Genomic DNA, 21357 nt, shown 5'->3' on the forward strand with positions numbered 1-21357 from the left:
GGTGGAGCCCCCCTCGCGCTTAGGATTCACAGCCGCTCGCGTGGGGCGAGCGGAACATCCCTATCTCACCCGCGTGCCGGCGCCGTACAACTCACGCTCACGGCCGACATCGTCGGGCGACAACGGCGGGCTTGCGGCATCGAAGCCGTTCCAGCCGGACTTTTGCCAGGCGGTGCTGCGTTCCTGCAGGTTCACGGCCTTCTCGTGCAGAAGGGCATCGAGACGCGTACGGTCCTGGTCGGGTACCCGCGCCGATACCAGCGTTCCGCCGCGCCGGACGCCCTCCGCGTAGCGCGACGCATCGTCCTTGGAGACGCCGGCTTCGGTCAGCGCGCCGACGATGCCGCCTGTCGCGGCGCCGGCTGCGGCACCAACTGCGGTCGAAGCCAGCCATCCGGCAGCAACCACCGGGCCGAGTCCCGGAATAGCCAACAAGCCAAGTCCTGCAAGCAGGCCCGCCGCGCTTCCGAGGCCTGCGCCGATGCCGGCGCCCGTGCCGGCACCTTCGGCGCGATCGTCGACGCCGTCGCGGTCGCGGTCGACCTTGCCGGTGGAGGAGCCGTACCAATTATCGGAGTTGTTCGCGACGATGCTGATGTCGGAGTGCGGCACGCCCGCGGCCTCCAGACGCCTGACCGCACGTTCCGCATCCGAATAGGTGTCATAAAGTCGAGAAATGGTGGTGGTCATGTTTTATCCTCCTTACTTGGCGGGGTTCACGTTGCCCTGGAAATCGACGCTCACGTCCGCCTTGGCCCCAGCCTTGTCGGCCTTGCCGCGCCAGACGCCGTTGTCGTCCTTTTGCAGGCCAGAAACATTGGAATAGCCCGCGCTCTCGATCTTCGACTTCGCCTGTCCCTCGGTGAAGCTGTTGCGGCCTGCAACCGGTGCGTTGGAGTTGTTGTGATCAGAGCTGTTGACGGCGTTGTTGCCCGGGCCGCTTTGTGCCTTTTGCGACTGTGCGCTTACGGGCATTGATCCGAGCAGCAGGACAGCCGCAGCGAGCGAAATGAGACGTGACATAGTTTATCCTCCGGCAGTGATTGTGCCGGTCGACAACAGACGAGATTCGAATTGGTTGCGGCAGCTCGGAAATCGAAGCGCGTGGCTTCAACGTTCTAGAATTCTCAAGAATCCAGGAACGATTGCCGCTCTTTCCCGTTTATGCAGTCTGCACTTCGCCCGAGAAGACTGGCTCTTGTCGTGAGCTGAAAGTGAGCTCCCGGCTCACGTCGCCCAATAGGGCTCCCGCAGCTTGCGCTTGAAAATCTTTCCCGTTGCCTCGCGCGGCAGCGCGTCGCGGAACTCGACGTTCTTCGGCACCTTGAAGTTGGCAAGCCGCCCGCGCAGGAACGATCGGACGGCGTCGGCCGAGAGCTCGGCATCCGCCTCAGGCTCGACAAAGGCGCACAGTCGTTCGCCGAATTCTTCATCGGGGATGCCGAACACGGCACAGTCGCGCACGCCGGGCATTCCGATCAGCGCGTTCTCGATCTCGGCGGGATAGATGTTGACGCCGCCGGAGATCACCATGTCGCGCTTGCGATCGCACAGGAACAGATAGCCGTCCGCGTCGAGGTAACCGACGTCGCCGACGCTGACCAGGCCGTCACGGCCGGCCTCGGCCCTTGCCTGCGACCTGCCGTGATAGTCGAAATCGGGCACCGCCGTCTGGCGCATGTAGATTTCGCCGACTTCGTTGGCGCCGCACGGGCTGCCGTCGTCGCGGAAGATCCTGACGATGCCGCCTTCGATGGCGCGACCGACCGTGCCGGGCTTCTTCAGTGCTTCCTCGGCCGAGTGCCACACCGGGATCCCGGTCTCCGTGGAGCCGAAATATTCGTTGATGACCGGTCCCCACCAGTCGATCATGGCGCGCTTGACGTCCGGCGGGCAGGGCGCGGCGCCGTGCACGACGAAGCGCAGCGACGACAGGTCGTAACGCTGCCTGACCGCGTCGGGCAACCGCAGCAGCCGGACGAACATGGTCGGTACCATGTGAATGTGCGTGACGCGGTGGCGCTCGATCAGCGCCAGCAGCTCCTCGGCATCGAACCGCGCCTGGAGGATGATGGTGCAAGCGCTGCGGAACGCCAGCATGCCGTAGGAATGCGGCGCCGAGTGATACATCGGCCCGTTGATCAGCACGATTTGGTTGTCCCGCGGCTTGATGCCGTAGGCGATCCCGCCCACACGTTCCGAGGCGGCCGCCTGTTCGGGCTGCATCGGCATGCGCCGCACGCCCTTCGGCATGCCCGTGGTGCCCGATGTGTAGATCATCGCTGCGGCCCGCCGCGGCGGCTCCTGCGCTTGCGGATGGTCGTCGCGCCAGCGGTCCCAATCGGTCAGTCCCACCGGGATCTCGGTCAGCTCCCGAGGGATCGAGAAGGTCGCTGCGAGTTCGGGCGGGGTCGCGACGACCAGGAGAAGGACATCCGCCGGTATGCCGTCGCGGATCTGCGGCAGCAAATCGGCATGGCAGACCAGGATCTTCGCCCCGCTGTCGGCCAGGATGTAACGGACCTCTTCGGCCTTCAAATGCCAGTTGATCGGCACCACCGGACTTCCCAGCGCGGCCGAGGCCGCAACCACCTCGAACAGGGCGAAATCGTTGCGCAGCATCATCGCGACCGGCGCGGCCTCGGCAAGCCCCAGAGCGCGGAAGCCGCTCATCGCCCGCCTGATCCGGGCCCGGATGTCGTCATAGCTGATCTGGCGTTCGCCGCTGATGATCATGGCGTCTCCTCATCCCGCTCGTCTAGCGATCATCCAGCACGTCGCCGAAGCCGACCCAGCTCTTGCCGTTGAAGCGCCGGAGCTGAAGCTGCTGGAACGGCAGATAGTCGTCGGGGCCGGTCGTAACAGCCATTCCCGGCAGCAGCAGCGGCAGCTTCACATCCTTCAACGAGGCCGCCTGTCGCATGATGTTGTCGCGGCTGATATCATCCCTGCACGCCTTCAGCACCGTCATCAGCAGCGTGGCATAGTGATAGCCCGCGGCGTAGTTGGAGTTGGAGAGGTCCGCGGTCGGCATGTAGCGCTTCATGAAGGCGAAATATTCCTTCACGCCGGCATCGTCGGCCCATTGCGGGTCCATCGTGTCCTTCTGGTTGCTGGACGAGATCAGGCCGACCGCGTTGTCGAGCCCTGCCGGTTCCAGGAAAGAGATCGACGACGCCGAGGTCGGCACGAAGAACAGCTCCGGCTTCCAGCCGATCTCGGCCACGCCCTTGACCATCTGCGAGGTGAACTTGCCGAGCACGACGCCGAACAGCACGTTGGCGCCTGATGCCTTCAAGGTCGAGAGCTGCGAACTGATCGTCGGCGCGCTGGTCTCATAGCTTGCTTCCGCCACGATCATGTTTGCGGCCTTGGTCCCGAGCGCGCGCTTGAACCCCGCGACATAGTCGCGGCCGAAATCGTCGTTCTGCGAGAGGATCGCGATCTTGGCATCCGGCTTGGTCTGCAAAATGTACTTGGCATAGACCACGCCTTCGGATTCGTAGGCCGCCATGCCCGGCATCGTCCACGGGTTCTTCTGTGGATCCGCCCATTTGGTGGCGCCCGAGAGCACGAACAGCTGCGGCACCTTCTTGGCGTTAAGATAGCGCTGCACGGCGCTGTTGGTAGCGGTGCCGAGCGAGCCGAACATCATCAGCACCTCCTCTTGCTCCACCAGCTTGCGGGTCTGCTCGACGGTCTTGGGCGGCGAATAGGCGTCGTCCAGCGTGATGAACTTGACCTTGCGGCCGTTGATGCCGCCTTCGGCATTGACCTTCTCGAAGAAGGCTTCCTGCGTCCGTCCGATCGCGCCGAAGCCGGAGGCCGGACCGCTATAGGGCAGGGTCTGCCCGATGCGAATCTCGTCGCTGCCTTCGGCATGGGCGCTACCGCCAGCGAGCGTCAGCAACGACATGCCGATCAGTGCGGCTGTCAGCTTCATGGTGTCCTCCCGTTTTGTTGTCGGTCCGAGCCTTTAGGCGCTGGCGCGCATCAGGAAATCCTGTCGGGCCTGGTCGAATTCCCGTTTCATCCGGTCGACGAGCTCGGCGACCGGCGGCGCGTCGGCGATCTGGCCGATACCCTGGCCCGAGCCCCAGATGTCGCGCCACGCCTTGGACTTCATGTTGCCGCCGGAGCCGAAATTCATCTTCGTCTTGTCGGCGGCCGGCAGATTGTCCGGATCGAGCCCGGCCGCGGCAATCGAAGGGCCGAGATAGTTGCCGTGCACGCCGGTGAAGAGGTTGGTGTAGACGATGTCGTGCGCGGCGTGCTGTGTCAGCGCGGACTTGTAGGCTTCGTCAGCGTTGGCTTCCTTCGTCGCGATGAAGCGCGTACCGATATAGGCGAGGTCGGCGCCCAGCGTCAGCGCGGAGGCGATTGCGAAGCCGTCGCTGATTGCGCCCGACAGCAGGATCGCGCCGTCGAACCATTGCTTGACCTCACGTACCAGCGCGAAAGGCGAGAGCGTTCCTGCATGTCCTCCAGCGCCTGCGCAGACCAGAATCAGGCCGTCGACGCCCTGCTCGGCGGCCTTGCGCGCGTGCTTGACGTTGATGACGTCGTGGAACACGAGGCCGCCGTAGGAATGTGCGGCCTCGACGAGTTCGGCGGGCGGCCGCAGCGAGGTGATGATGATGGGCGCCCTGTGCTTCACACAGGTCTCCATGTCCTTCATCAGCCGGTCGTTGGAGGCGTGGCAGATCTGGTTGACGGCGTAGGGTGCGACCTTCTTGCCGGGATTGCGCGATTTGTATTCGCCGAGTTCGTCCTCGATGCGGCTCAGCCACTCGTCGAGCTTTTCCACCGGACGGGCATTGAGCGCCGGAAACGAGCCGACAACACCGGCCTTGCACTGCGCGATCACCAGCTCGGGGCCGGAGACGAGGAAGAGCGGCGAGCCGACCACGGGCAGCTCGAGCGAATCCTTCAAGAGAGCCGGCAGCGCCATGATGTCCTCCCGGAAACGCAGCCCGCCGGCAGGCGGATCACGAGGCGTTTCCCTGTTGATCGTCGCGGGCGAGTTGCCGCCCATGTTCATTTGACGCCATTATAGGGTTGGAGTGCGGCCTCCGATCGTTCAATATTGAACGCATGACTATTCAGATTTGAACAGAGGCCGCGCATGGACTGGGACCTTTGCAAGACCTTCGTCGCGGTCGCCGAGACCGGCAGCTTCACCGGCGCGGCACGCCGGCTGCACAGCAGCCATCCCACCGTAAGCCGCAAGATCGCGGCGCTGGAAGCCCAGCTCGGCACCAGGCTGGTGGCACGCGCCGCCGACGGTCTGGCGCTGACCGCGGATGGACGGACACTGCGCGAGCACGCCGAGGCGATGGCGGCGGCCGCGCTGCGGGCGGAGACGGCCGTCTCGGCCGGAGGGCACAAGGCGCGTGGTACCGTCAAGCTGTCGATCGGCGCGACGCTGGCCTCGCATTGGCTGATGCCGCGCCTGCCTGCTTTCCTGCGCGCGCATGATCACGTCCAGCTCGAGATCATCACCCATCCGTTTCCGGCCAGCGTACGCCGGCGCGAGGCGGACGTGGTGCTGCGGCCCTTTGACAGCGGCGAGGAAAATCTGGTCGGCCGCAAGATCGGCCGTCTCGGCACGGGATTTTACGCCTCACGCGACTACGCCGGCGGGCGGTCCTTGCCGGAACGGCGCGGCGAGTGGAAGGGGCACAGCGTCATCGGTTTCGCCGATCAGACCTCTAACGTCCAGCTTGCGCGCTGGAGCGACGTCGTCACGCGTCAGGCCAGGGTGGTGATGCGCTGCTCGTCGCAGGGCGACATGCTGGCGGCGGTCCGCGCCGGACTCGGAATCTCCGCCCTGTCGTGTTTTGTCGCCGCAAGCTATCCCGATCTCGTGCGCGTCGCGCCGCAGAAGCTCGCCAGCGTGGCGGACCTTTGGCTGCTCGCCCATCCCGACCTCGTCGATCTGCCGGCGGTGCGGGCCGTGGTCGACTTCGTCGCCGATTGCGCCCGGACCGATCGCGTTGGGTTGCGGGGCTAAGCTGATCCCGCGATGACGCCCTCGCGTTTTTTCACCGCGCGATAATAGCTCCACCATAGATGCGCCGCCGCACCGCGCAGGGGGCGCCAGGATTCGGCGAGCGGCGCCATCTGCTTCTCCGTTGGCCGCGCCTGCAAGCCGAGCCCGATGCGAATGCCTTCCTGCACGGCGAGGTCACCGGCCGGCCAGGCGTCGCCATGGCCGAGGCAGAACAGCAGATAGACGTCCGCGGTCCAGGGGCCGATGCCGGGCAGTGCGATCAGCGTGTGATGCGCGGCATCGGCGTCTTCTTCGGCGAGCACGTCGAGGTTCAGCCGCTGTGCGGTGATCTCGCGCGCGAGATGTTTCAGCGTCTTGATCTTGGCGGCGGACAGGCCGAGCCGCCCCAATCGGTCGGTGCGCGCGCGTCGCACCGCGTCATGGTCGAACGGATCGAAGGCAGCCGACAGCCGTCCCCAGATCGCCGCGGCGCTCGCGGTCGAGAGCTGTTGCCCGCAGACAATGTGCGCTATCCCCGCAAAGCCCGGCTCGCGCCGCCGCAACGTCGGCATGCCGGCAGTCGCCAGCACGGGCTTCAGGCGCGGATCGCGCTTGACCAGCGCGTGGACGGCTTCTTCGAGGTCGGACTGGGTCTCGAGGTGGATGGTCATTGCTTGCTCAACTCGTCCTGCGCGGACTTGACCCGCGCATCCATCTCCTATCGTAACAGAGTGTTGGAAGATGGATGATCGGGTAAGTCCGGTCATGACGAGATTTGTGCATATGTCGCCACCCGTTTTCCGATTTGCCCCCAGTCCGAACGGCTACCTGCACCTTGGCCACGCCTATTCAGCGCTGTTGAATTCCGACCGCGCGCGCGAGACCAGTGGGCGGCTCTTGCTGCGGATCGAGGACATCGACGCGACGCGTTGCCGGCCGGAATATGAGACAGCGATTGACGAAGACCTCGCCTGGCTCGGCATCGCCTGGGAGATGCCGGTGCGGCGGCAGTCGGAGCATCTCGACGCGTATCGGGCGGCACTGGACAGGCTCTCGGCGCTCAGCCTGGTCTATCCCGCCTTCGAAAGCCGCGCCGAGATCGCAAGGCAGGTTACGGCGCGTGAAGCGGATGGGCCGTGGCCTCGCGATCCCGACGGCGCGCCGCTCTATCGCGGCGCCGCCAGATCGCTGTCCGCCGACGAGCGCGACCGCCTCATCGACACCGGCGCGCCTTATGCGCTTCGGCTCGACATGGCGGCGGCCTGCCGCCGCGCCGCCGGCCTGAGCTGGAACGAACTGGGCGAGGGGCCCGATGGTGAGCGTGGCGTCGTCCCGGCGCGGCCAGAAGCCTGGGGCGACGTCATTCTGGCCCGCAAGGAGACGCCGACCAGTTATCATCTGTCCGTCGTTGTCGACGATGCGCTCCAGGACATCAGCGAGATCGTGCGGGGCCAGGACCTGTTCCACGCCACTTCGGTCCACCGTCTGCTCCAGGTTCTGCTCGGCCTGCCGGAACCCGTCTACCGCCACCATGGGCTACTTCGTGACGAGGCCGGCCGGAAGCTGTCGAAATCAACCAGCTCGACCGGCCTACGTGAATTGCGTGCTGCCGGCGCCACGCCGGCCGGTATCCGCCAGCTGGTGGGATTAGGTTAAGTTTCTCTGGGGGTTAGCCAAACGCCGCCGTGACTCCGGGTGTTCCGCCGTGCCATGCTCACCTGACGGCCCGGGTTCGAAGGGGATACTTCGAAGGGGAGCTATGGCGGCGAAAACGCGCGCAGCGCGCACTACGGGGACGTCCAAGCGAGTGGCTCGGAAGCGCTCCGGGCCGACCGCCCGGTTGCGCAAGCGCAGCACCAAGCGGGTCGAGCCGGACGTCGTCCAGGCTGCGCTTGCCGCCTTTGCCCATGAGGTCCGCACCCCCCTGACCGGCATTCTCGCGATCAGCGATCTGCTCGCGACTTCGGATCTCGGTGAGCGGGAAAGACGCTGGGCCGACACGATCAAGGCCGGTGCCGAGCATCTGGCGAACCTTGCCACCCTGTTCGTCGATGCCGCCAGAACCGGCAAGGGGACCGGCAAGGGCGTCGGAGGTGGAAGCACGCTGCGGCAGGATTTGTTCGACCTGCGGACCCTTGCCCGCAACGCCGGCGATTCGCTGGCCGGTCGCGCCGCAGCCAAGGGTCTCCAAGCCGAGGTCGATATCTCAGAGAATCTGCCCGGGCTGGTGGTCGGTGATCCCGTGCGCCTGCGCGCCGCACTCGAGAACCTGATCGACAATGCCGTGAAATTCACCGAGCACGGCGGCGTGGCGCTCACGGTCGCGCCTTGGCGTTCCGCCAAGGGCAAGACCAAGAGCAGAGGCAAAGCCAAGGGCAAAGGCAGCGTCGGTGTCGCCTTCGCGGTGTCCGACAGCGGCATTGGCCTCACCATGGCCGAGATCAAGCGGTTGTTCCGGCCGTTTACCCAAGCCAACGTCACCATTGCCTCGCGCTTCGGCGGCGCCGGCCTGGGCCTGTCGTCGGTGAAGCAACTGGCGCGCGCGATGGGCGGCGACATCACGGTTGCCCCTCGGCCCGGCGGCGGCGCCACCTTCACGTTGACGGTGTCGGTGTGTGCCACGGGATCGGGCAAGTCCCGCAAGTCGAAGGGCGAAGCCGAGATGGATGCGGTCCCGGCGTTGCGCTTGCTCAGCGTCGAGGACAATCCGTTCGGCCGCGTCGTGCTCAACACCATCCTGACCGAGCTCGGTCATCATGCCGAATTCATCGGGCGCGGCGAGGACGCGGTGAACCGGCTCGCGCAGGGCGCCTTCGACGCGGTGCTGATGGATATGGTGCTGCCGGGCATCAATGGCGTCGAGGCGATCAGGCGGATCCGCACCATGGCGACGCCGCTGGCTCAGATCCCCATCATCGGGGTGTCCGGTCGCGGCGAAGACGAAGTCGCTTCACGCGAGGCCGGCGCCGACGCATTTCTGGTCAAGCCTGTGTCTCCGCGGGCGCTAGCGACTGCGCTGCTTGCAGCGACACGCCGTGAGGAAGCCGCGACTTGATGATCGCGGCATTGAGCTCGCCGCCGAAAACGAAGATCGCGGCGATGAAATACAGGAACACCAGCGCGATGATCACCGAGGCGAGCCCCGCATACATCGTCACGTAATTGTTGGCGAAGCGCGCGAGGTACTGGCCGAACACGATGCCCGAGATCAGCGACGCCACGATGGTGAAGACGATGCCGGGCAGGATCTGGAGGAACCGGCGCCGTCCCGCCGGCAGCCAGGTATGCAGGATCATCAGCGCCACCACCAACGCGGCGACGGTGATGCCGTAGCGCAGCCAGGTGAGGATCCTCTCGTTGGATTCAACGAATAGCGGAATGTGCGCACGCGCGGCCTCGATGAGCAGCGGCCCGAGCACGATCAGGAATGCCATGGCGAGCGCGGTGAAGGCCGCAATCAGCGTGTATGCGATCGATTCCAGCCGTAGCCAGTACCAGGGCCGCATCTCCACGACCGCATAGGCGCGGTTGAGCGCGACCCGCAGCGCCTCGACGCCGTTGGAGGCGAAGTAGACCGACAGCACCGCACCGATGGTGAATAGGCCGGTGCGGGTCGTGGTCAGCACGTCGTGGACTTCCCCCGAGATCGAATCCGCGACCTGCTTGGGCCAGACCTGGAGCATCAGGCTGGCCGCCTGATCGGCGAGTTCCTTGGAGCCGAAGAAGCCGGCGAGCGAGGTCAGCACGATCAGGAACGGGAACAGCGCCATCAGCGTCGACAGCGCGATGTGGCTCGCGATCGCCCAGCCGTCATCGGCAAGGAACGTGTAGAACGCGTCCATTACGACAAGGTAGACGGTGCGGACTGCCTTCACGCGCCACCTGCACTGCTGTTGCCGCTGCCGCTTCCCGCGCGCGGGGAGCGTATTCCGGCCTCTTCCCGCAAGTCGGGAGAGGCGAAGAGGATGGGCAGTTCGCGCAAATCCGGATTCATCCAGCTAGCTTCTGATATTATTGGCTTAAAAGCCAGATCGGGAACGCCATGGCGGACCGGCGCGCAGGGTGTTATCTACCCTCGAATGGCATCTCTCCTGAGTACTTTCATCCTGCCGATCGCGGCCGGCGCCGTGGCGTTGGTGCTGCTGCTCGGTCTCATCAACATGATGCGCGGCGGCTCGCCCAACACCTCGCAGAAGCTGATGCGCTGGCGCGTGCTGCTTCAGTTCGTGGCGATCGTCATCGCGATGGTCGCCGTGTGGGCGATGGGGCGTTAACATGGTCGTGCTCAACCGCATCTATACGAAAACCGGTGACGACGGCACGACAGCGCTCGGCTCGGGCGAGCGCCGGCCGAAATACGATCTGCGCATCGAGGCCTATGGCACGGTCGACGAGACCAATGCTGCGATCGGCGTGGTCCGGCTTCACACCAGGGATGCGCCCGAGCTCGACGCGATGCTTGGCCGCATCCAGAACGATCTGTTCGACCTCGGCGCGGACCTCGCGGTGCCCGAACGTGAGGGCAAGGCGGAGCGGCTGCGGGTGGTGGCGAGCCAGGTCGAGCGGCTCGAGCGCGACGTCGACGCGCTCAACGACAAGCTGGCACCCCTGACCTCCTTCGTGCTGCCGGGCGGGACGCCAGCCGCAGCCTACCTCCATGTCGCCCGTACGATTTGCCGCAGGGCGGAACGCGTGATGGTGGAACTGGCGGCCCGGCCGGAAGAGCCTGTTGGTGCCGCTGGCATCCAGTATATGAACCGCCTGTCAGACTTCCTGTTCGTGGCCAGCCGCGCCAGTAACGACGACGGCGCCGGCGACGTGCTTTGGGTTCCGGGCCAGAATCGCTGACCCATCAGGCGGCGCATTTCTGGGCGCCAAAATTAGACCCCTTCGCGCGTTGACCGGGCCGGATCAGGCCTTTAGGTTCCGCGCCAGTTGATAAATCCCCTCCCAGATTGAGTGAAAGAGGATCGATGAAGGTCTTGGTGCCGGTAAAGCGGGTGGTCGATTACAACGTCAAGGTCCGCGTCAAGAGCGATGGATCGGGCGTTGAACTCGCCAACGTCAAAATGTCGATGAACCCGTTCGACGAAATCGCGGTCGAGGAAGCGCTGCGCCTGAAGGAAGCCGGCAAGGCGACCGAAGTCGTGGTGGTCTCCATCGGACCGGCGCAGGCGTCGGAAACGATCCGCACCGGTCTCGCCATGGGCGCCGATCGCGGCATCCTGGTGAAGGCCGAGGGCGCGGTCGAGCCGCTCGCCGTCGCCAAGATCCTGAAGAAGATCGCGGACGAAGAGCAGCCGGGCCTGATCATTCTCGGCAAGCAGGCGATCGACGACGACAGCAATCAGACCGGCCAGATGCTGGCCGCGCTGCTCGGCTGGTCGCAGGCGACCTTCGCCTCGAAGCTCGAGGTTGAAGGCAGCGACTTCAAGGTCACCCGCGAAGTCGACGGCGGCTTGCAGACCGTGAAGCTGAAGGGACCGGCGATCGTCACCACCGATCTCCGTCTCAACGAGCCGCGCTACGCCTCGCTGCCGAACATCATGAAGGCCAAAAAGAAGCCGATTGCGGACAAGACCGTGGCCGATTACGGCGTCGACCCCACCCCCCGCCTAGAGGTTCTCAACACGACCGAGCCGGCGGGCCGCAAGGCGGGCGTCAAGGTCAAGGACGTCGCCGAGCTGGTGTCGAAACTCAAGAACGAAGCCGGGGTGCTCTGATGACGACGCTTCTGATTGCCGAACACGACAATGCGTCGCTCAAGGATGCGACCAACAAGGCCCTGACCGCCGCGGCCGCGCTCGGCGCGGACGTCGAGGTTCTGGTGGCCGGCGAGAACGCCAAGGCCGCGGCGGACGCGGCCGCCAAGCTTGCCGGTGTGAAGAAGGTGCTGCTCGCCGACGGCGCGCTTTACGCGCACGATCTGGCCGAGCCACTGGCCGCCCTGATCGTCTCGCTGGCCCCCGGCTACGACGCCATCGTCGCGCCCGCGACCTCGCGCTTCAAGAACGTGATGCCGCGCGTCGCGGCCCTGCTCGATGTCATGCAGGTCTCGGAGATCACCAAGGTGGTCGCGCCCGACACCTATGAGCGTCCGATCTACGCCGGCAACGCCATCCAGACGGTGAAGTCGAAGGACGCCAAGAAGGTCATCACCGTGCGCACCTCCACCTTCGCCGCAGCGGGTGAAGGCGGAAGCGCGTCGGTCGAGAGCGTCGCGGCGGCGGCCGATCCGGGCCTGTCGTCCTTTGTCGGCGAGGAAGTCGCCAAGAGCGATCGTCCCGAGCTGACCTCGGCCAAGATCATCGTCTCCGGTGGCCGCGCCATGCAGAGCCGCGAGAACTTCGCAAAGTACATCGAGCCGCTCGCCGACAAGCTCGGCGCCGGTGTCGGCGCATCGCGTGCCGCGGTGGATGCGGGCTATGCCCCGAACGACTGGCAGGTCGGCCAGACCGGCAAGGTCGTGGCCCCCGAGCTCTATGTCGCGGTCGGCATTTCCGGCGCGATCCAGCATCTGGCCGGCATGAAGGACTCCAAGGTGATCGTCGCGATCAACAAGGACGAGGACGCGCCGATCTTCCAGGTTGCCGATTATGGCCTGGTCGCCGACCTCTACCAGGCGGTTCCGGAGCTGACGGCCGAACTCGGCAAGCTCGGCAAGTAAAACGCGCTAAAACACCGGCCGGAGCTATAAACTCCGGCCGGTATTGCTTTTTGAGGCGTTTTCTTTGGCGCGGGACACGCCTTCGAAGCGATCCAATCTAGGTTTCGAGGCCGGGTTCTGATTAAATCGGATCTCCCGGCTCGGGGGATAGGCAGGCGCGGTTGACAGCGCGCCGTTCCGGTGGATGACATTATGGCGGCAGTAATCAAGAAGGTCGGCGTGATCGGCGCGGGGCAGATGGGCAATGGCATCGCGCATGTCGCTGCGCTGGCCGGCTTCGACGTGGTGCTCAACGACATTTCGACCGACCGCCTCAAATCAGGCATGGCCACGATCAACGGCAACCTGACGCGGCAGGTCTCCAAGAAGGCCGTCAGCGAGGACGACAAAGCCAAGGCGATGGCGCGTATCGTGGCCGGCGAAAAGTTGGACGATCTCGCGGACTGCGATCTCGTGATCGAGACCGCGGTCGAGAAGGAAGAGGTCAAGCGCAAGATTTTCCACGAGCTCTGCGCCGTGTTGAAGCCGGAGGCGATCGTTGCCTCCGATACTTCCTCGATCTCGATCACGCGGCTCGCCGCCGCCACCGACCGGCCCGAACGCTTCATCGGCATTCACTTCATGAATCCGGTGCCGTTGATGGAGCTGGTGGAGCTGATCCGCGGCATCGCCACCGACGACCAGACCTTCGAGGCGTCAAAGGAATTCGTCGGCAAGCTCGGCAAACAGGTCGCGGTCTCCGAGGATTTCCCGGCCTTCATCGTCAATCGCATCCTGCTGCCGATGATAAACGAGGCGATTTACACGCTGTACGAAGGCGTGGGCAACGTCGAGGCGATCGACGCGGCGATGAAGCTCGGGGCGCACCATCCGATGGGCCCGCTGGAGCTCGCCGATTTCATCGGTCTCGATACCTGCTTGTCGATCATGCAGGTGCTGCATGAAGGTCTCGCCGACTCCAAGTACCGCCCGTGCCCGCTGCTGGTGAAATACGTCGAGGCGGGCTGGCTCGGTCGCAAGACCCAGCGCGGTTTTTACGACTACCGCGGCGCCAAGCCGGTTCCGACGAGATAAGGCGTCTCGTCCCCGGCTTTGCGGTGCGTCACTTTCATGCCGTGCCGCGTCCGGAACACGGACGAGCCTACCCTACGGTGCTTCCTGACAATTCAGGTCTCGTTAACCGGTCGCGTCTAGGTTACGCGCGGTACGAGGGTTTGCGTAATGGACATGATGGCGATGGTCAGCAGCATGCTGGCCGCTCGGCAAGGGGCGCTGCAGTCGAATATCTCGGCGACGCTGATGAAGCAGAACGCGGATGCGGAGAAATCCACCGTCCTGACGCTGCTCGGCGCCGGACAGCCCTCGCTTGCCAATGTCGGCGCCGGCATGGGCGGCAACCTCAACGTCACGGCCTAAACATCATCGCCTAGAACGAAGCGGCGGCTTTGCCCGTCGCAGCCCGGATCAGCTTGAGCGCATCCTCGCTCGCCCATTCCGCCGGCCCCGCGATCGTCGCGATCTCGCAGCCTTGGGGATCGACCAGCACCGAGGTGGGCATGCCTAAAGCCCGGCCTATCACTTTAAGATCCTGAAAAACCTTGGCTTTCTGATCGTTGAAATAGCCGAGCCGGATAAGATTGGCCTCTTTCAGGAACGCCTTGGGCTTTTCGGGGTCGCGGGTGTCGATATTGATCGCCACCACCTCGAAACTCGGGCCCGAAAGCTTGCCCTGGAGCTCGTCGAGCGCCGGCATTTCCTTGCGGCAGGGCACGCACCAGGTGGCCCAGAGGTTCACCAGTAGCGTCTTGCCGCGGAAATCCGACAGCTTCTTCGGCTTGCCGTCGGCGTCCTCGAAGGCCAGATCCGGCAGCTTCAGCGGTGCGGTCGCCATGGTCAGCGCCGCCACCTCGCCATGGGCGAGCGGCGCGATCTTCTGTGCGGTGTTCACCGCCGCCCGGCAGGCGGGATCGCCGGATGGGGCCCGGCCCAGACCCAGCCCGTACAGCGCTGCAAAGCCAGCCAGGCCCCCGACCACCACGGTGGCGATGACGACAGGGATACGGCGCGTGGCCGACCGCGCTTTCCTTTGGTCGAGCCTATCGTTGGGGTCGAGCATATCGTTTGTCATCCGGTCGCAGATATGGCTATCAGAGGCCTCTTAATACGGCTGGCAGCCGTCAGCAAACATGCGGCGGCGACAGGCAAGGCGTGAGCAGGGGATCATGAGCAACAAGATGTGGGGCGGCCGGTTCTCGGAACGTCCCGACGAGATCATGGAAGAGATCAACGTCTCCATCGACGTCGATCGTCACCTCTTTGCCCAGGACATTGCCGCGTCCAAGGCCCACGCCGCGATGCTGGCCGCACAGGGCATCATCACGGCCTCTGATGCGAAAAATATCGGCAAAGGTCTAGACACGATTTTGTCAGAGATCGGCAAGGGCGGCTTCGAATTCAAGCGCGCGCTCGAGGACATTCACATGAATGTCGAGAGCCGCCTGTCCGAGCTGATCGGCCCTGCCGCCGGCCGCCTGCACACCGCGCGCTCGCGCAACGACCAGGTCGCGACCGATTTCCGTCTCTATGTCCGCGATGTCCTCGATGAGACCGACGCCGCGCTCGCCGCGTTCCAGCAGGCGCTGGTCGAGCGCGCGCTGGAGCATGCCGGAACGGTCATGCCGGGCTTCACGCACCTGCAGACCGCGCAGCCGGTGACCTTCGGCCACCATCTGCTCGCCTATGTCGAGATGGCCGCGCGCGATCGCGGCCGGTTCCAGGACGCGCGCAAGCGGCTGAACGAGTCCCCGCTCGGAGCTGCGGCGCTCGCCGGGACCTCGTTTCCGATCGACCGTCACGCCACGGCGAAGGCGCTCGGTTTTGATCGTCCGATGGCGAACTCGCTCGATGCGGTCTCCGATCGCGACTTCGTGCTGGAGACCCTGTCGGCGGCCTCGATCTGCGCCGTGCACATGTCGCGCTTCGCCGAGGAGATCGTGATCTGGACCTCGCCGCTGGTCGGCATGATCCGCCTCAGCGACAAGTTCACCACGGGATCCTCGATCATGCCGCAGAAGCGCAATCCTGATGCCGCCGAGCTGGTGCGCGCCAAGACCGGCCGCGTGATCGGCGCGCTCAATGGGTTGCTGATCGTGATGAAGGGCCTGCCGCTCGCCTATCAAAAGGACATGCAGGAAGACAAGCAGGGCGCGATGGAAGGCTTCGCCGCGCTGTCGCTCGCGATCCGCGCCATGACCGGCATGGTCCGCGATCTCGTGCCCGATGAAGCGAAGATGAAGTTTGCTGCAGGCGAGGGCTACGCCACCGCGACCGATCTTGCCGACTGGCTGGTGCGGACGCTGAAGATGCCGTTCCGCGAGGCCCATCACGTCACCGGCCGCATCGTTGCGAAAGCCGCCGAGGGCGGCGTGGCGCTGCACGAGCTGCCGCTGAGGGAGATGCAGGCGATCGAAGCGAAGATCACGAAGGACGTGCTCGGCGTGCTCTCGGTCGAATCGTCGGTGAAGAGCCGGACCAGCTTCGGCGGCACCGCGCCGAAGAACGTGGCGGCGCAGGCCAAGGCCTGGCTGAGGCGGCTGGAAAAACAGCGAAAATTGGGCTGAGGGCAAAATTTCGCTTATGTTTCATGATCATCCGGGTCTCGCCAGAGCGCGCCAATCTCTGTATGGTGCGCCGCGCGTAGTGGGGATTTCGTCGTGACGTCAAAGTTTCGCCCGGCCGGCTCGGGGTGGGCCATCATTGTCTTGAGCCTGACGGCGCTCGCGCTTGCCGGCTGTGGCCGCAAGGGCCCGTTGGATCTGCCGCCGACAGCCTCCAGCGCGTCCACGGCCAACGTCGCGCCGCCGACCGATACCGAGACCGAAGCCCAGAAGACGCCGAGCGTGTTCAATCCCACCTATGGCGCGGACGCCGCACCGGCGGCGACCAAGGGCAGGAAGAAACCGTTTATCCTCGACCCGCTCCTGGACGAAAGACCCAGCCGATAGGCTGGGGCAACTGAGCCAACGCCATGAACCATTTTGACTATCGCAACGGCGTGCTGCACGCCGAGGCGGTGAACCTGTCCGAGCTGGCTGCAACCGTCGGCACGCCGTTCTATTGCTATTCGACCGCGACGCTCGAGCGGCATTATCGCGTTTTCGCCGACGCCTTCGCGGGCGAGAAGGTGCTGGTCTGCTACGCCATGAAGGCGAACTCCAACCAGTCCGTGCTACGGACGCTGGCGAGGCTCGGGGCCGGCGCGGACGTGGTCTCCGGCGGCGAATTGAAGCGCGCGCTGGCCGCCGGCATTCCCGCAAACAAGATCCTGTTCTCCGGCGTCGGCAAGACGGAAGCCGAGCTGCGTGCCGCGCTGGCCGCCGACATCCTCTGTCTCAATGTCGAATCCGAGCCCGAGCTCGAGCTGCTGTCGCGCCTTGCGACCGAGATGGGCAAGACCGCGCGGATCTCGATCCGCGTCAATCCTGACGTCGATGCCGGCACTCACGCAAAGATCTCGACTGGCAAGTCCGAGAACAAGTTCGGCATCCCGATCGCGCATGCCCGCGAGATCTACGCCCGCGCCGCGAAGCTGCCGGGCATCGAGGTCACAGGCACCGACGTGCATATCGGCAGCCAGATCACCGACCTCTCCAAGATGGAGATCGCGTTCCGCATCCTGTCCGAATTCGTGCAGACGCTGCGCGCCGACGGCCACAACATTTCGCATGTCGATTTCGGCGGCGGCCTCGGCATTCCCTATTACATGGACCGCGAAGCGCCGCCGGCGCCCGATGCGTATGCCGCGATGGTCAAGCGCGTCAGCCACAATCTCGGCTGCACGCTGATGTTCGAGCCGGGCCGCATGATCGTCGGCAATGCCGGCATCCTGGTCGCCAAGGTGATCTATGTGAAGCACGGCGACGGCAAGGATTTCGTCATCATCGATGCCGCTATGAACGATCTGATCCGGCCGACGCTGTACGAGGCCCATCACGATATTCTGCCGGTGAGACAGCCGGCGAAGGGCGCGGCCACGATCACGGCCGACGTCGTCGGCCCGGTCTGCGAGACCGGCGATTACCTCGCGCTCGACCGCACGCTGCCGACGCCAAAGCCCGGTGACCTCATCGCCATCATGACCGCAGGTGCCTATGGCGCAGTGCAGGCCGGCAACTACAATACGAGGCCGTTGGTGCCCGAAGTGCTGGTGAAGGGCGACCAGTACGCCGTCGTGCGACCGCGCATCGAGGTCGAGCAGCTGATCGCGATGGATAAGCCGGCGCCCTGGTTGTGAGGCTGTGACCGTCCACGATGAGCGCAGCTACCGCTGCGCCCATCGCTGCATTGACTCCTACTTCTTGAACCGGTCCCTGATCGCGGCGAGACCGGAATCATAGACGCCGCCGAGGGCATCGACCGCTTCCTTCTCCCGCCCGGGGTCGGGCGTGTAGATTCCGGTCCATGTCACCACCGACGCGCCTTCACCCTTTGCCGTGACCTTGATGGTCGACTTGTACTGGCTCACCGGCAGTGGGCTCGACAGGAACGCGTAGGAATAGCTGTAGTCTTTGTCGTTCCGCGCAGTCTGCGTCTCCACGAACGAGGCCTTGCCGTCCCTGGTGACGAGCGTCCGGGTTGGCGGCGACTTGCCGTCTGCAATGCACTGCCCCACCGGCGGCAGCCAATCCTTGATCGCGCAGAACGGGCCGATGACGGACCACACCTCGGCCGCAGCACTGCTGACCTCGATGCTCCTCGTCAGATTGGCTGCAGACGCCGGCATGACGCTGACGCCCAGGCCGAGGGCACAAATCGCGGCGCTGCGAACCGAAACGAGCAATCTGGAAGCCGCTGAATCGTATTTCTTCATGGTAATCTCCTGTGTCCGGCGGGCCGTGATCGCGGCGGCCGGCTTGCCAATGCAGGTCGAATAGACGCTCACCACGGTCCGCGGCCAGTTCAGGGAATGAATCGCTGCTGATACAGAAACTGAACTAGGAAGCCGCGCGCCGCGGCCCTAAGGTTGCACCTTCGCTTGTCACGGAGGCCCGCATGACCATCGGCAGCTACAGGCAGTTCTGTCCGGTCGCGATGGCGGCCGAGATATTATGCACGCGCTGGACCGTCGTACTGCTACGTGAACTCGTCGCCGGCTCGACCCGGTTCAACGAGTTGCGCCGCGGCGTTCCCCGCATGTCGCCTGCGCTGCTTTCCCAGCGCCTGAAGGAACTCGAAGCCGCAGGCATCGTCATCCGCCAGCCGTCGGCTTCCGAGCGCGGCGTGATCGAGTATCAGCTGACCGCCGCCGGACGCGAACTCGGCCCCATCGTCGAGGCGTTCGGCATCTGGGGCCAGCGCCGCATCGAGTCGCATCTGTCGCTTCAGCATCTCGATGTCCAGCTGTTGATGTGGGACATGCGGCGGAATTTGAACACGACGCCGATGCCGACCCGCCGCAGTGTTCTGCAGTTCGCGTATCCGGAATTGCCTTCGACGCAGCGATCGTGGTGGCTGATCGTCGATCCCGACGACAGCGTCGACCTCTGCTCGATTGATCCCGGTTTCGACGTCGATCTTTACGTGTCGGTGGATCTGCGCACGATGACGGCGATCTGGATGGGACTCGATACCGTGCGCGCGGCCGTCGCAAGCCGGCGGATGCTCCTCACGGGCGACCGGCAGCTTGCCGCGGCCATGCAAAGCTGGCTGGGCCTCAGCCCGTTCGCCAAGGAACGCAAGCTGGCGAGCTGATCCAGGGCAGCGCAATTCAGTATTTGTATCGCCCCGCTACAGTTCCCGTACTGGCGAGCCCCGGCCGTGTTCTGGCACCCAAGTGATGCCCGCCTGTATCAACGCGGAGCTGAACTCGAGCCAGGAGACACGACATGACAGCGTATCTGATCGCGGACATCAAAGTTACCGACGGAAAGTGGGTGCCGGACTACGCAGCGTCCGTCCACGAGCTGGTGCACAAGCATGGCGGCAAGTATCTTTCCCGCAGCGGCAATGTGAAAACCCTTGAAGGTGCCCCTCTCGACACCTCGCTGATCGCGATCATGTCCTTTCCAACCGCAAAGGCAGCGGAGTCCTTCGTCGCTGATCCCGCCTACGGCCGCTTCGCGGCAGCGCGCAGGGGCGGCAGCGAGAGCCGCTTCCAGTTGATCGACGATACGGACTTGGCCGGCACGATCCCCTATCTCGCCAAGGCTTGAACTGCGTCTTCGTCAAACACTCGGCGGCAGGCGCAGACGTGCCCGGCCAACATAGGAGATTGGAATGAACGGTTCACTCGCCGGCGTCGGCCTGCTTCGCATGCTTTTCGTAGCTTGCGGCGTGGCCTTCCTGCTCGGACTTTCCGGCGTTGCGTCGGCCCGGGTCACGCGGTGCGACATTACGTGGGTCAGCTGCAACAATACCTCTGCGAAATGCTCGAGCGAGAGACGGTGCATGCGCAGGTGCGACGAGAAGTATATCAAATGCAGCGGGGGCTCGGCCTCCCTTCAACTGGAACAGCCGATCGACCTTCCGGACCTTGGCAGACGCCGCTCGTAGCAGATCGATCCAAGGAGGACAGCGCAGCGCCGGTCATCGGCGCTGCGTTCTCGTGTTGGCGCTAGCTGGGTGGCCTGCCGCCAACCAAAACGCCCGCTTTCCTCTCGATCGGCTTGATCGCCGCGGTGAAATCGGACTCGGCGCCTTCCGCGCTGATGACCGTCTCCCACAACCGGCCGACCGCATCCGCGACTTCCATCGACAGGCCGAGCTGCTTCATCTCCTCCAGCGCCAGCCGCACGTCCTTCACCATCAGTCCCGTGGTGAAGCCGAAGTCGAAACTGCGCGGCAGCACCGAGCGCGGAAATTTGTCGCGACTCGCGGTGTTCATGCCAGAGCCGGCATTGATGACGTCGATCATCACGGCGGGATCGAGTCCGGCCTTGACGCCCATCACTACCGCTTCGGAGGTCGCCACGATTGCGGTGGCCGACAAGAAGTTGTTGGCGAGCTTCATGGTCTGCGCCGCGCCGGGCTTCTCGCCGATGAAGAACACCTTTCCGATGATCTCGAGCGCGGGCTTGAGCAGCTCGAACTCGGTCTTCGGCCCCGAGACCATCACCGCGAGCGTGCCTTTCTCGGCGCCGCCGACGCCGCCGGAGACGGGGCAGTCGATCTGCACGATGCCATGCTTGGCGAGCAGGCCGTGAATCTTCACCGCCATCGCCGAGCCGACGGTGGAGAGATCGATGAAGCGTTTGACGCTGCTCCCCTCGATCACGCCGTTCGGCCCCGTCGCAACCGCAAGCGAAGCCTGCAGCGAAGGCAGGCTCGCCATGACCGTCTCGACCTGGTCGGCGACCTGCTTCGGCGACGTCGCCGCAGTGGCGCCGCGCGCCACCAACTTGTCAACGACCTCCTGGCGCGTGTCGAACACGACGAGCCGGTTGCCGGCCTCGATCAGCCGTCGCGCCATCGGGAAACCCATGTTTCCGAGGCCGATGAATCCGATGTCCATGGTGTTTCCTTGTGTTGAATATTCGTTGTTGTTGATCGGCGCGCATCCATCCTCGGTGTCGTCCTGGCGAAAGCCAGGACCCATTTACCCCAGGGAGAGGTTGTAACGCGAAGTGGCAACTCCCAGTCCCCCGTAACCACGCCTGCCGGTGGCTATGGGTCCTGGCTTTCGCCAGGACGACGTGGAGGA

At 64.7% G+C, this 21357-nt stretch carries 24 protein-coding genes; 14 read left to right on the plus strand and 10 right to left on the minus strand.

What is annotated here, in order from left to right; translation table 11 throughout:
* Positions 1-60: 60 nt before the first annotated feature.
* From AC0L3C_RS07630 to AC0L3C_RS07650, 5 genes are all read right to left on the minus strand, one after another.
* On the minus strand, positions 61-690 hold the full coding sequence (locus AC0L3C_RS07630) for a hypothetical protein (RefSeq protein ID WP_473263835.1): 630 nt from the start codon (positions 688-690) through the stop codon (positions 61-63).
* A gap of 12 nt (positions 691-702) precedes the next feature.
* Positions 703-1023, minus strand: coding sequence for a hypothetical protein (locus AC0L3C_RS07635; RefSeq protein WP_473407584.1), 321 nt, complete (start codon positions 1021-1023; stop codon positions 703-705).
* A 204-nt stretch (positions 1024-1227) separates the two neighbouring features.
* On the minus strand, positions 1228-2736 hold the full coding sequence (locus tag AC0L3C_RS07640; RefSeq protein WP_473407585.1) for an acyl-CoA synthetase: 1509 nt from the start codon (positions 2734-2736) through the stop codon (positions 1228-1230).
* Between the two features lie 22 nt (positions 2737-2758).
* Positions 2759-3943: an ABC transporter substrate-binding protein gene (locus tag AC0L3C_RS07645; protein ID WP_473283487.1), complete on the minus strand. Its 1185-nt coding sequence runs from the start codon at positions 3941-3943 to the stop codon at positions 2759-2761.
* Positions 3944-3976: 33 nt separating this feature from the next.
* Positions 3977-4951, minus strand: a complete 975-nt coding sequence (locus AC0L3C_RS07650) for an NAD(P)H-dependent flavin oxidoreductase (RefSeq protein WP_473263832.1) — start codon at positions 4949-4951, stop codon at positions 3977-3979.
* A 174-nt stretch (positions 4952-5125) separates the two neighbouring features.
* Between AC0L3C_RS07650 and AC0L3C_RS07655 the strand changes: the two genes are divergently transcribed.
* On the plus strand, positions 5126-6013 hold the full coding sequence (locus tag AC0L3C_RS07655) for a LysR family transcriptional regulator (RefSeq protein WP_473263831.1): 888 nt from the start codon (positions 5126-5128) through the stop codon (positions 6011-6013).
* On the opposite strand, the gene AC0L3C_RS07660 is transcribed toward AC0L3C_RS07655, so the two are convergent.
* Positions 6010-6663, minus strand: coding sequence for a DNA-3-methyladenine glycosylase family protein (locus AC0L3C_RS07660; protein WP_473407586.1), 654 nt, complete (start codon positions 6661-6663; stop codon positions 6010-6012). The genes AC0L3C_RS07655 and AC0L3C_RS07660 overlap by 4 nt on opposite strands.
* Positions 6664-6775: 112 nt before the next feature.
* Between AC0L3C_RS07660 and gluQRS the strand changes: the two genes are divergently transcribed.
* Positions 6776-7648 carry a tRNA glutamyl-Q(34) synthetase GluQRS gene (gene gluQRS / locus AC0L3C_RS07665; RefSeq protein ID WP_473263829.1) on the plus strand — a complete coding sequence of 291 codons (873 nt, stop codon included), beginning with the start codon at positions 6776-6778 and terminating at the stop codon, positions 7646-7648.
* 103 nt (positions 7649-7751) lie between these two features.
* Positions 7752-9047, plus strand: coding sequence for an ATP-binding protein (locus AC0L3C_RS07670; protein ID WP_473407587.1), 1296 nt, complete (start codon positions 7752-7754; stop codon positions 9045-9047).
* Here the strand turns inward: AC0L3C_RS07670 and AC0L3C_RS07675 are convergent.
* Complete coding sequence (locus AC0L3C_RS07675; RefSeq protein WP_473263827.1) at positions 8974-9867, minus strand: YihY/virulence factor BrkB family protein; 894 nt, start codon at positions 9865-9867, stop codon at positions 8974-8976. The two genes, AC0L3C_RS07670 and AC0L3C_RS07675, sit on opposite strands and share 74 nt — an antisense overlap.
* A 204-nt stretch (positions 9868-10071) precedes the next feature.
* Here AC0L3C_RS07675 and AC0L3C_RS07680 point away from each other — a divergent pair, with 204 nt between their 5' ends.
* The 6 genes from AC0L3C_RS07680 (at position 10072) to AC0L3C_RS07705 (ending at position 14075) form a co-directional block, all read left to right on the plus strand.
* Positions 10072-10266 (plus strand): twin transmembrane helix small protein, encoded by a 195-nt coding sequence (locus AC0L3C_RS07680; RefSeq protein WP_035974492.1) that lies wholly within the window; start codon positions 10072-10074, stop codon positions 10264-10266.
* Position 10267: 1 nt separating this feature from the next.
* Entirely contained in the window at positions 10268-10840 is a 573-nt protein-coding gene (locus tag AC0L3C_RS07685) for a cob(I)yrinic acid a,c-diamide adenosyltransferase (protein ID WP_473263826.1), read from the plus strand.
* Positions 10841-10965: 125 nt separating this feature from the next.
* Positions 10966-11715: an electron transfer flavoprotein subunit beta/FixA family protein gene (locus AC0L3C_RS07690; protein ID WP_473263825.1), complete on the plus strand. Its 750-nt coding sequence runs from the start codon at positions 10966-10968 to the stop codon at positions 11713-11715.
* On the plus strand, positions 11715-12659 hold the full coding sequence (locus AC0L3C_RS07695; protein WP_007597340.1) for an electron transfer flavoprotein subunit alpha/FixB family protein: 945 nt from the start codon (positions 11715-11717) through the stop codon (positions 12657-12659). The genes AC0L3C_RS07690 and AC0L3C_RS07695 overlap by 1 nt, the downstream gene beginning before the upstream one ends.
* A gap of 192 nt (positions 12660-12851) precedes the next feature.
* Positions 12852-13733, plus strand: coding sequence for a 3-hydroxybutyryl-CoA dehydrogenase (locus tag AC0L3C_RS07700; protein ID WP_473387397.1), 882 nt, complete (start codon positions 12852-12854; stop codon positions 13731-13733).
* 147 nt (positions 13734-13880) lie between these two features.
* Positions 13881-14075, plus strand: a complete 195-nt coding sequence (locus AC0L3C_RS07705; protein ID WP_473407588.1) for a hypothetical protein — start codon at positions 13881-13883, stop codon at positions 14073-14075.
* Between the two features lie 10 nt (positions 14076-14085).
* Here the strand turns inward: AC0L3C_RS07705 and tlpA are convergent, their stop codons facing one another.
* Positions 14086-14775: a thiol:disulfide interchange protein TlpA gene (gene tlpA, locus AC0L3C_RS07710; protein ID WP_473407589.1), complete on the minus strand. Its 690-nt coding sequence runs from the start codon at positions 14773-14775 to the stop codon at positions 14086-14088.
* Positions 14776-14881: 106 nt separating this feature from the next.
* Between tlpA and argH the strand changes: the two genes are divergently transcribed.
* The 3 genes from argH to lysA all read left to right on the plus strand — a co-directional run bounded on the left by argH (position 14882) and on the right by lysA (position 17952).
* A complete protein-coding gene (gene argH, locus AC0L3C_RS07715; protein ID WP_473407590.1) occupies positions 14882-16279 on the plus strand; it encodes an argininosuccinate lyase in 1398 nt (465 codons plus the stop codon).
* Positions 16280-16372: 93 nt separating this feature from the next.
* Positions 16373-16663 (plus strand): LPS translocon maturation chaperone LptM, encoded by a 291-nt coding sequence (gene lptM, locus AC0L3C_RS07720; protein WP_007615309.1) that lies wholly within the window; start codon positions 16373-16375, stop codon positions 16661-16663.
* Positions 16664-16686: 23 nt separating this feature from the next.
* Positions 16687-17952 carry a diaminopimelate decarboxylase gene (gene lysA, locus AC0L3C_RS07725; RefSeq protein ID WP_473407591.1) on the plus strand — a complete coding sequence of 422 codons (1266 nt, stop codon included), beginning with the start codon at positions 16687-16689 and terminating at the stop codon, positions 17950-17952.
* 57 nt (positions 17953-18009) lie between these two features.
* On the opposite strand, the gene AC0L3C_RS07730 is transcribed toward lysA, so the two are convergent.
* Entirely contained in the window at positions 18010-18528 is a 519-nt protein-coding gene (locus AC0L3C_RS07730) for an SRPBCC family protein (protein ID WP_473407592.1), read from the minus strand.
* Positions 18529-18710: 182 nt separating this feature from the next.
* On the opposite strand from AC0L3C_RS07730, the gene AC0L3C_RS07735 reads away from it, so the two are divergent.
* Positions 18711-19409, plus strand: a complete 699-nt coding sequence (locus AC0L3C_RS07735) for a winged helix-turn-helix transcriptional regulator (protein WP_473407593.1) — start codon at positions 18711-18713, stop codon at positions 19407-19409.
* 134 nt (positions 19410-19543) lie between these two features.
* The gene (locus tag AC0L3C_RS07740; protein ID WP_219680482.1) at positions 19544-19870 is read left to right on the plus strand and encodes a DUF1330 domain-containing protein; all 327 of its coding nucleotides are present in this window, start codon (positions 19544-19546) and stop codon (positions 19868-19870) included.
* Positions 19871-20271: 401 nt separating this feature from the next.
* On the opposite strand, the gene AC0L3C_RS07745 is transcribed toward AC0L3C_RS07740, so the two are convergent.
* On the minus strand, positions 20272-21168 hold the full coding sequence (locus tag AC0L3C_RS07745; RefSeq protein WP_456653285.1) for an NAD(P)-dependent oxidoreductase: 897 nt from the start codon (positions 21166-21168) through the stop codon (positions 20272-20274).
* Positions 21169-21357: the final 189 nt, after the last annotated feature.

The sequence above is a fragment of the Bradyrhizobium sp. WSM4872 genome (assembly GCF_055811715.1).

Bases quoted from the DNA above. Each gene is read 5' to 3' on its own strand.
- AC0L3C_RS07730 (WP_473407592.1), bottom strand. From the start codon at position 18,528: ATGAAGAAATACGATTCAGCGGCTTCCAGATTGCTCGTTTCGGTTCGC.
- AC0L3C_RS07735 (WP_473407593.1), top strand. From the start codon at position 18,711: ATGACCATCGGCAGCTACAGGCAGTTCTGTCCGGTCGCGATGGCGGCC.
- AC0L3C_RS07635 (WP_473407584.1), bottom strand. From the start codon at position 1,023: ATGTCACGTCTCATTTCGCTCGCTGCGGCTGTCCTGCTGCTCGGATCA.
- AC0L3C_RS07645 (WP_473283487.1), bottom strand. From the start codon at position 3,943: ATGAAGCTGACAGCCGCACTGATCGGCATGTCGTTGCTGACGCTCGCT.
- AC0L3C_RS07630 (WP_473263835.1), bottom strand. From the start codon at position 690: ATGACCACCACCATTTCTCGACTTTATGACACCTATTCGGATGCGGAA.
- AC0L3C_RS07650 (WP_473263832.1), bottom strand. From the start codon at position 4,951: ATGGCGCTGCCGGCTCTCTTGAAGGATTCGCTCGAGCTGCCCGTGGTC.
- AC0L3C_RS07705 (WP_473407588.1), top strand. From the start codon at position 13,881: ATGGACATGATGGCGATGGTCAGCAGCATGCTGGCCGCTCGGCAAGGG.
- AC0L3C_RS07655 (WP_473263831.1), top strand. From the start codon at position 5,126: ATGGACTGGGACCTTTGCAAGACCTTCGTCGCGGTCGCCGAGACCGGC.
- AC0L3C_RS07660 (WP_473407586.1), bottom strand. From the start codon at position 6,663: ATGACCATCCACCTCGAGACCCAGTCCGACCTCGAAGAAGCCGTCCAC.
- gluQRS (WP_473263829.1), top strand. From the start codon at position 6,776: ATGTCGCCACCCGTTTTCCGATTTGCCCCCAGTCCGAACGGCTACCTG.
- AC0L3C_RS07745 (WP_456653285.1), bottom strand. From the start codon at position 21,168: ATGGACATCGGATTCATCGGCCTCGGAAACATGGGTTTCCCGATGGCG.
- AC0L3C_RS07685 (WP_473263826.1), top strand. From the start codon at position 10,268: ATGGTCGTGCTCAACCGCATCTATACGAAAACCGGTGACGACGGCACG.
- AC0L3C_RS07740 (WP_219680482.1), top strand. From the start codon at position 19,544: ATGACAGCGTATCTGATCGCGGACATCAAAGTTACCGACGGAAAGTGG.
- AC0L3C_RS07640 (WP_473407585.1), bottom strand. From the start codon at position 2,736: ATGATCATCAGCGGCGAACGCCAGATCAGCTATGACGACATCCGGGCC.
- AC0L3C_RS07690 (WP_473263825.1), top strand. From the start codon at position 10,966: ATGAAGGTCTTGGTGCCGGTAAAGCGGGTGGTCGATTACAACGTCAAG.
- argH (WP_473407590.1), top strand. From the start codon at position 14,882: ATGAGCAACAAGATGTGGGGCGGCCGGTTCTCGGAACGTCCCGACGAG.
- AC0L3C_RS07680 (WP_035974492.1), top strand. From the start codon at position 10,072: ATGGCATCTCTCCTGAGTACTTTCATCCTGCCGATCGCGGCCGGCGCC.
- AC0L3C_RS07695 (WP_007597340.1), top strand. From the start codon at position 11,715: ATGACGACGCTTCTGATTGCCGAACACGACAATGCGTCGCTCAAGGAT.
- AC0L3C_RS07670 (WP_473407587.1), top strand. From the start codon at position 7,752: ATGGCGGCGAAAACGCGCGCAGCGCGCACTACGGGGACGTCCAAGCGA.
- tlpA (WP_473407589.1), bottom strand. From the start codon at position 14,775: ATGCTCGACCCCAACGATAGGCTCGACCAAAGGAAAGCGCGGTCGGCC.
- AC0L3C_RS07700 (WP_473387397.1), top strand. From the start codon at position 12,852: ATGGCGGCAGTAATCAAGAAGGTCGGCGTGATCGGCGCGGGGCAGATG.
- lysA (WP_473407591.1), top strand. From the start codon at position 16,687: ATGAACCATTTTGACTATCGCAACGGCGTGCTGCACGCCGAGGCGGTG.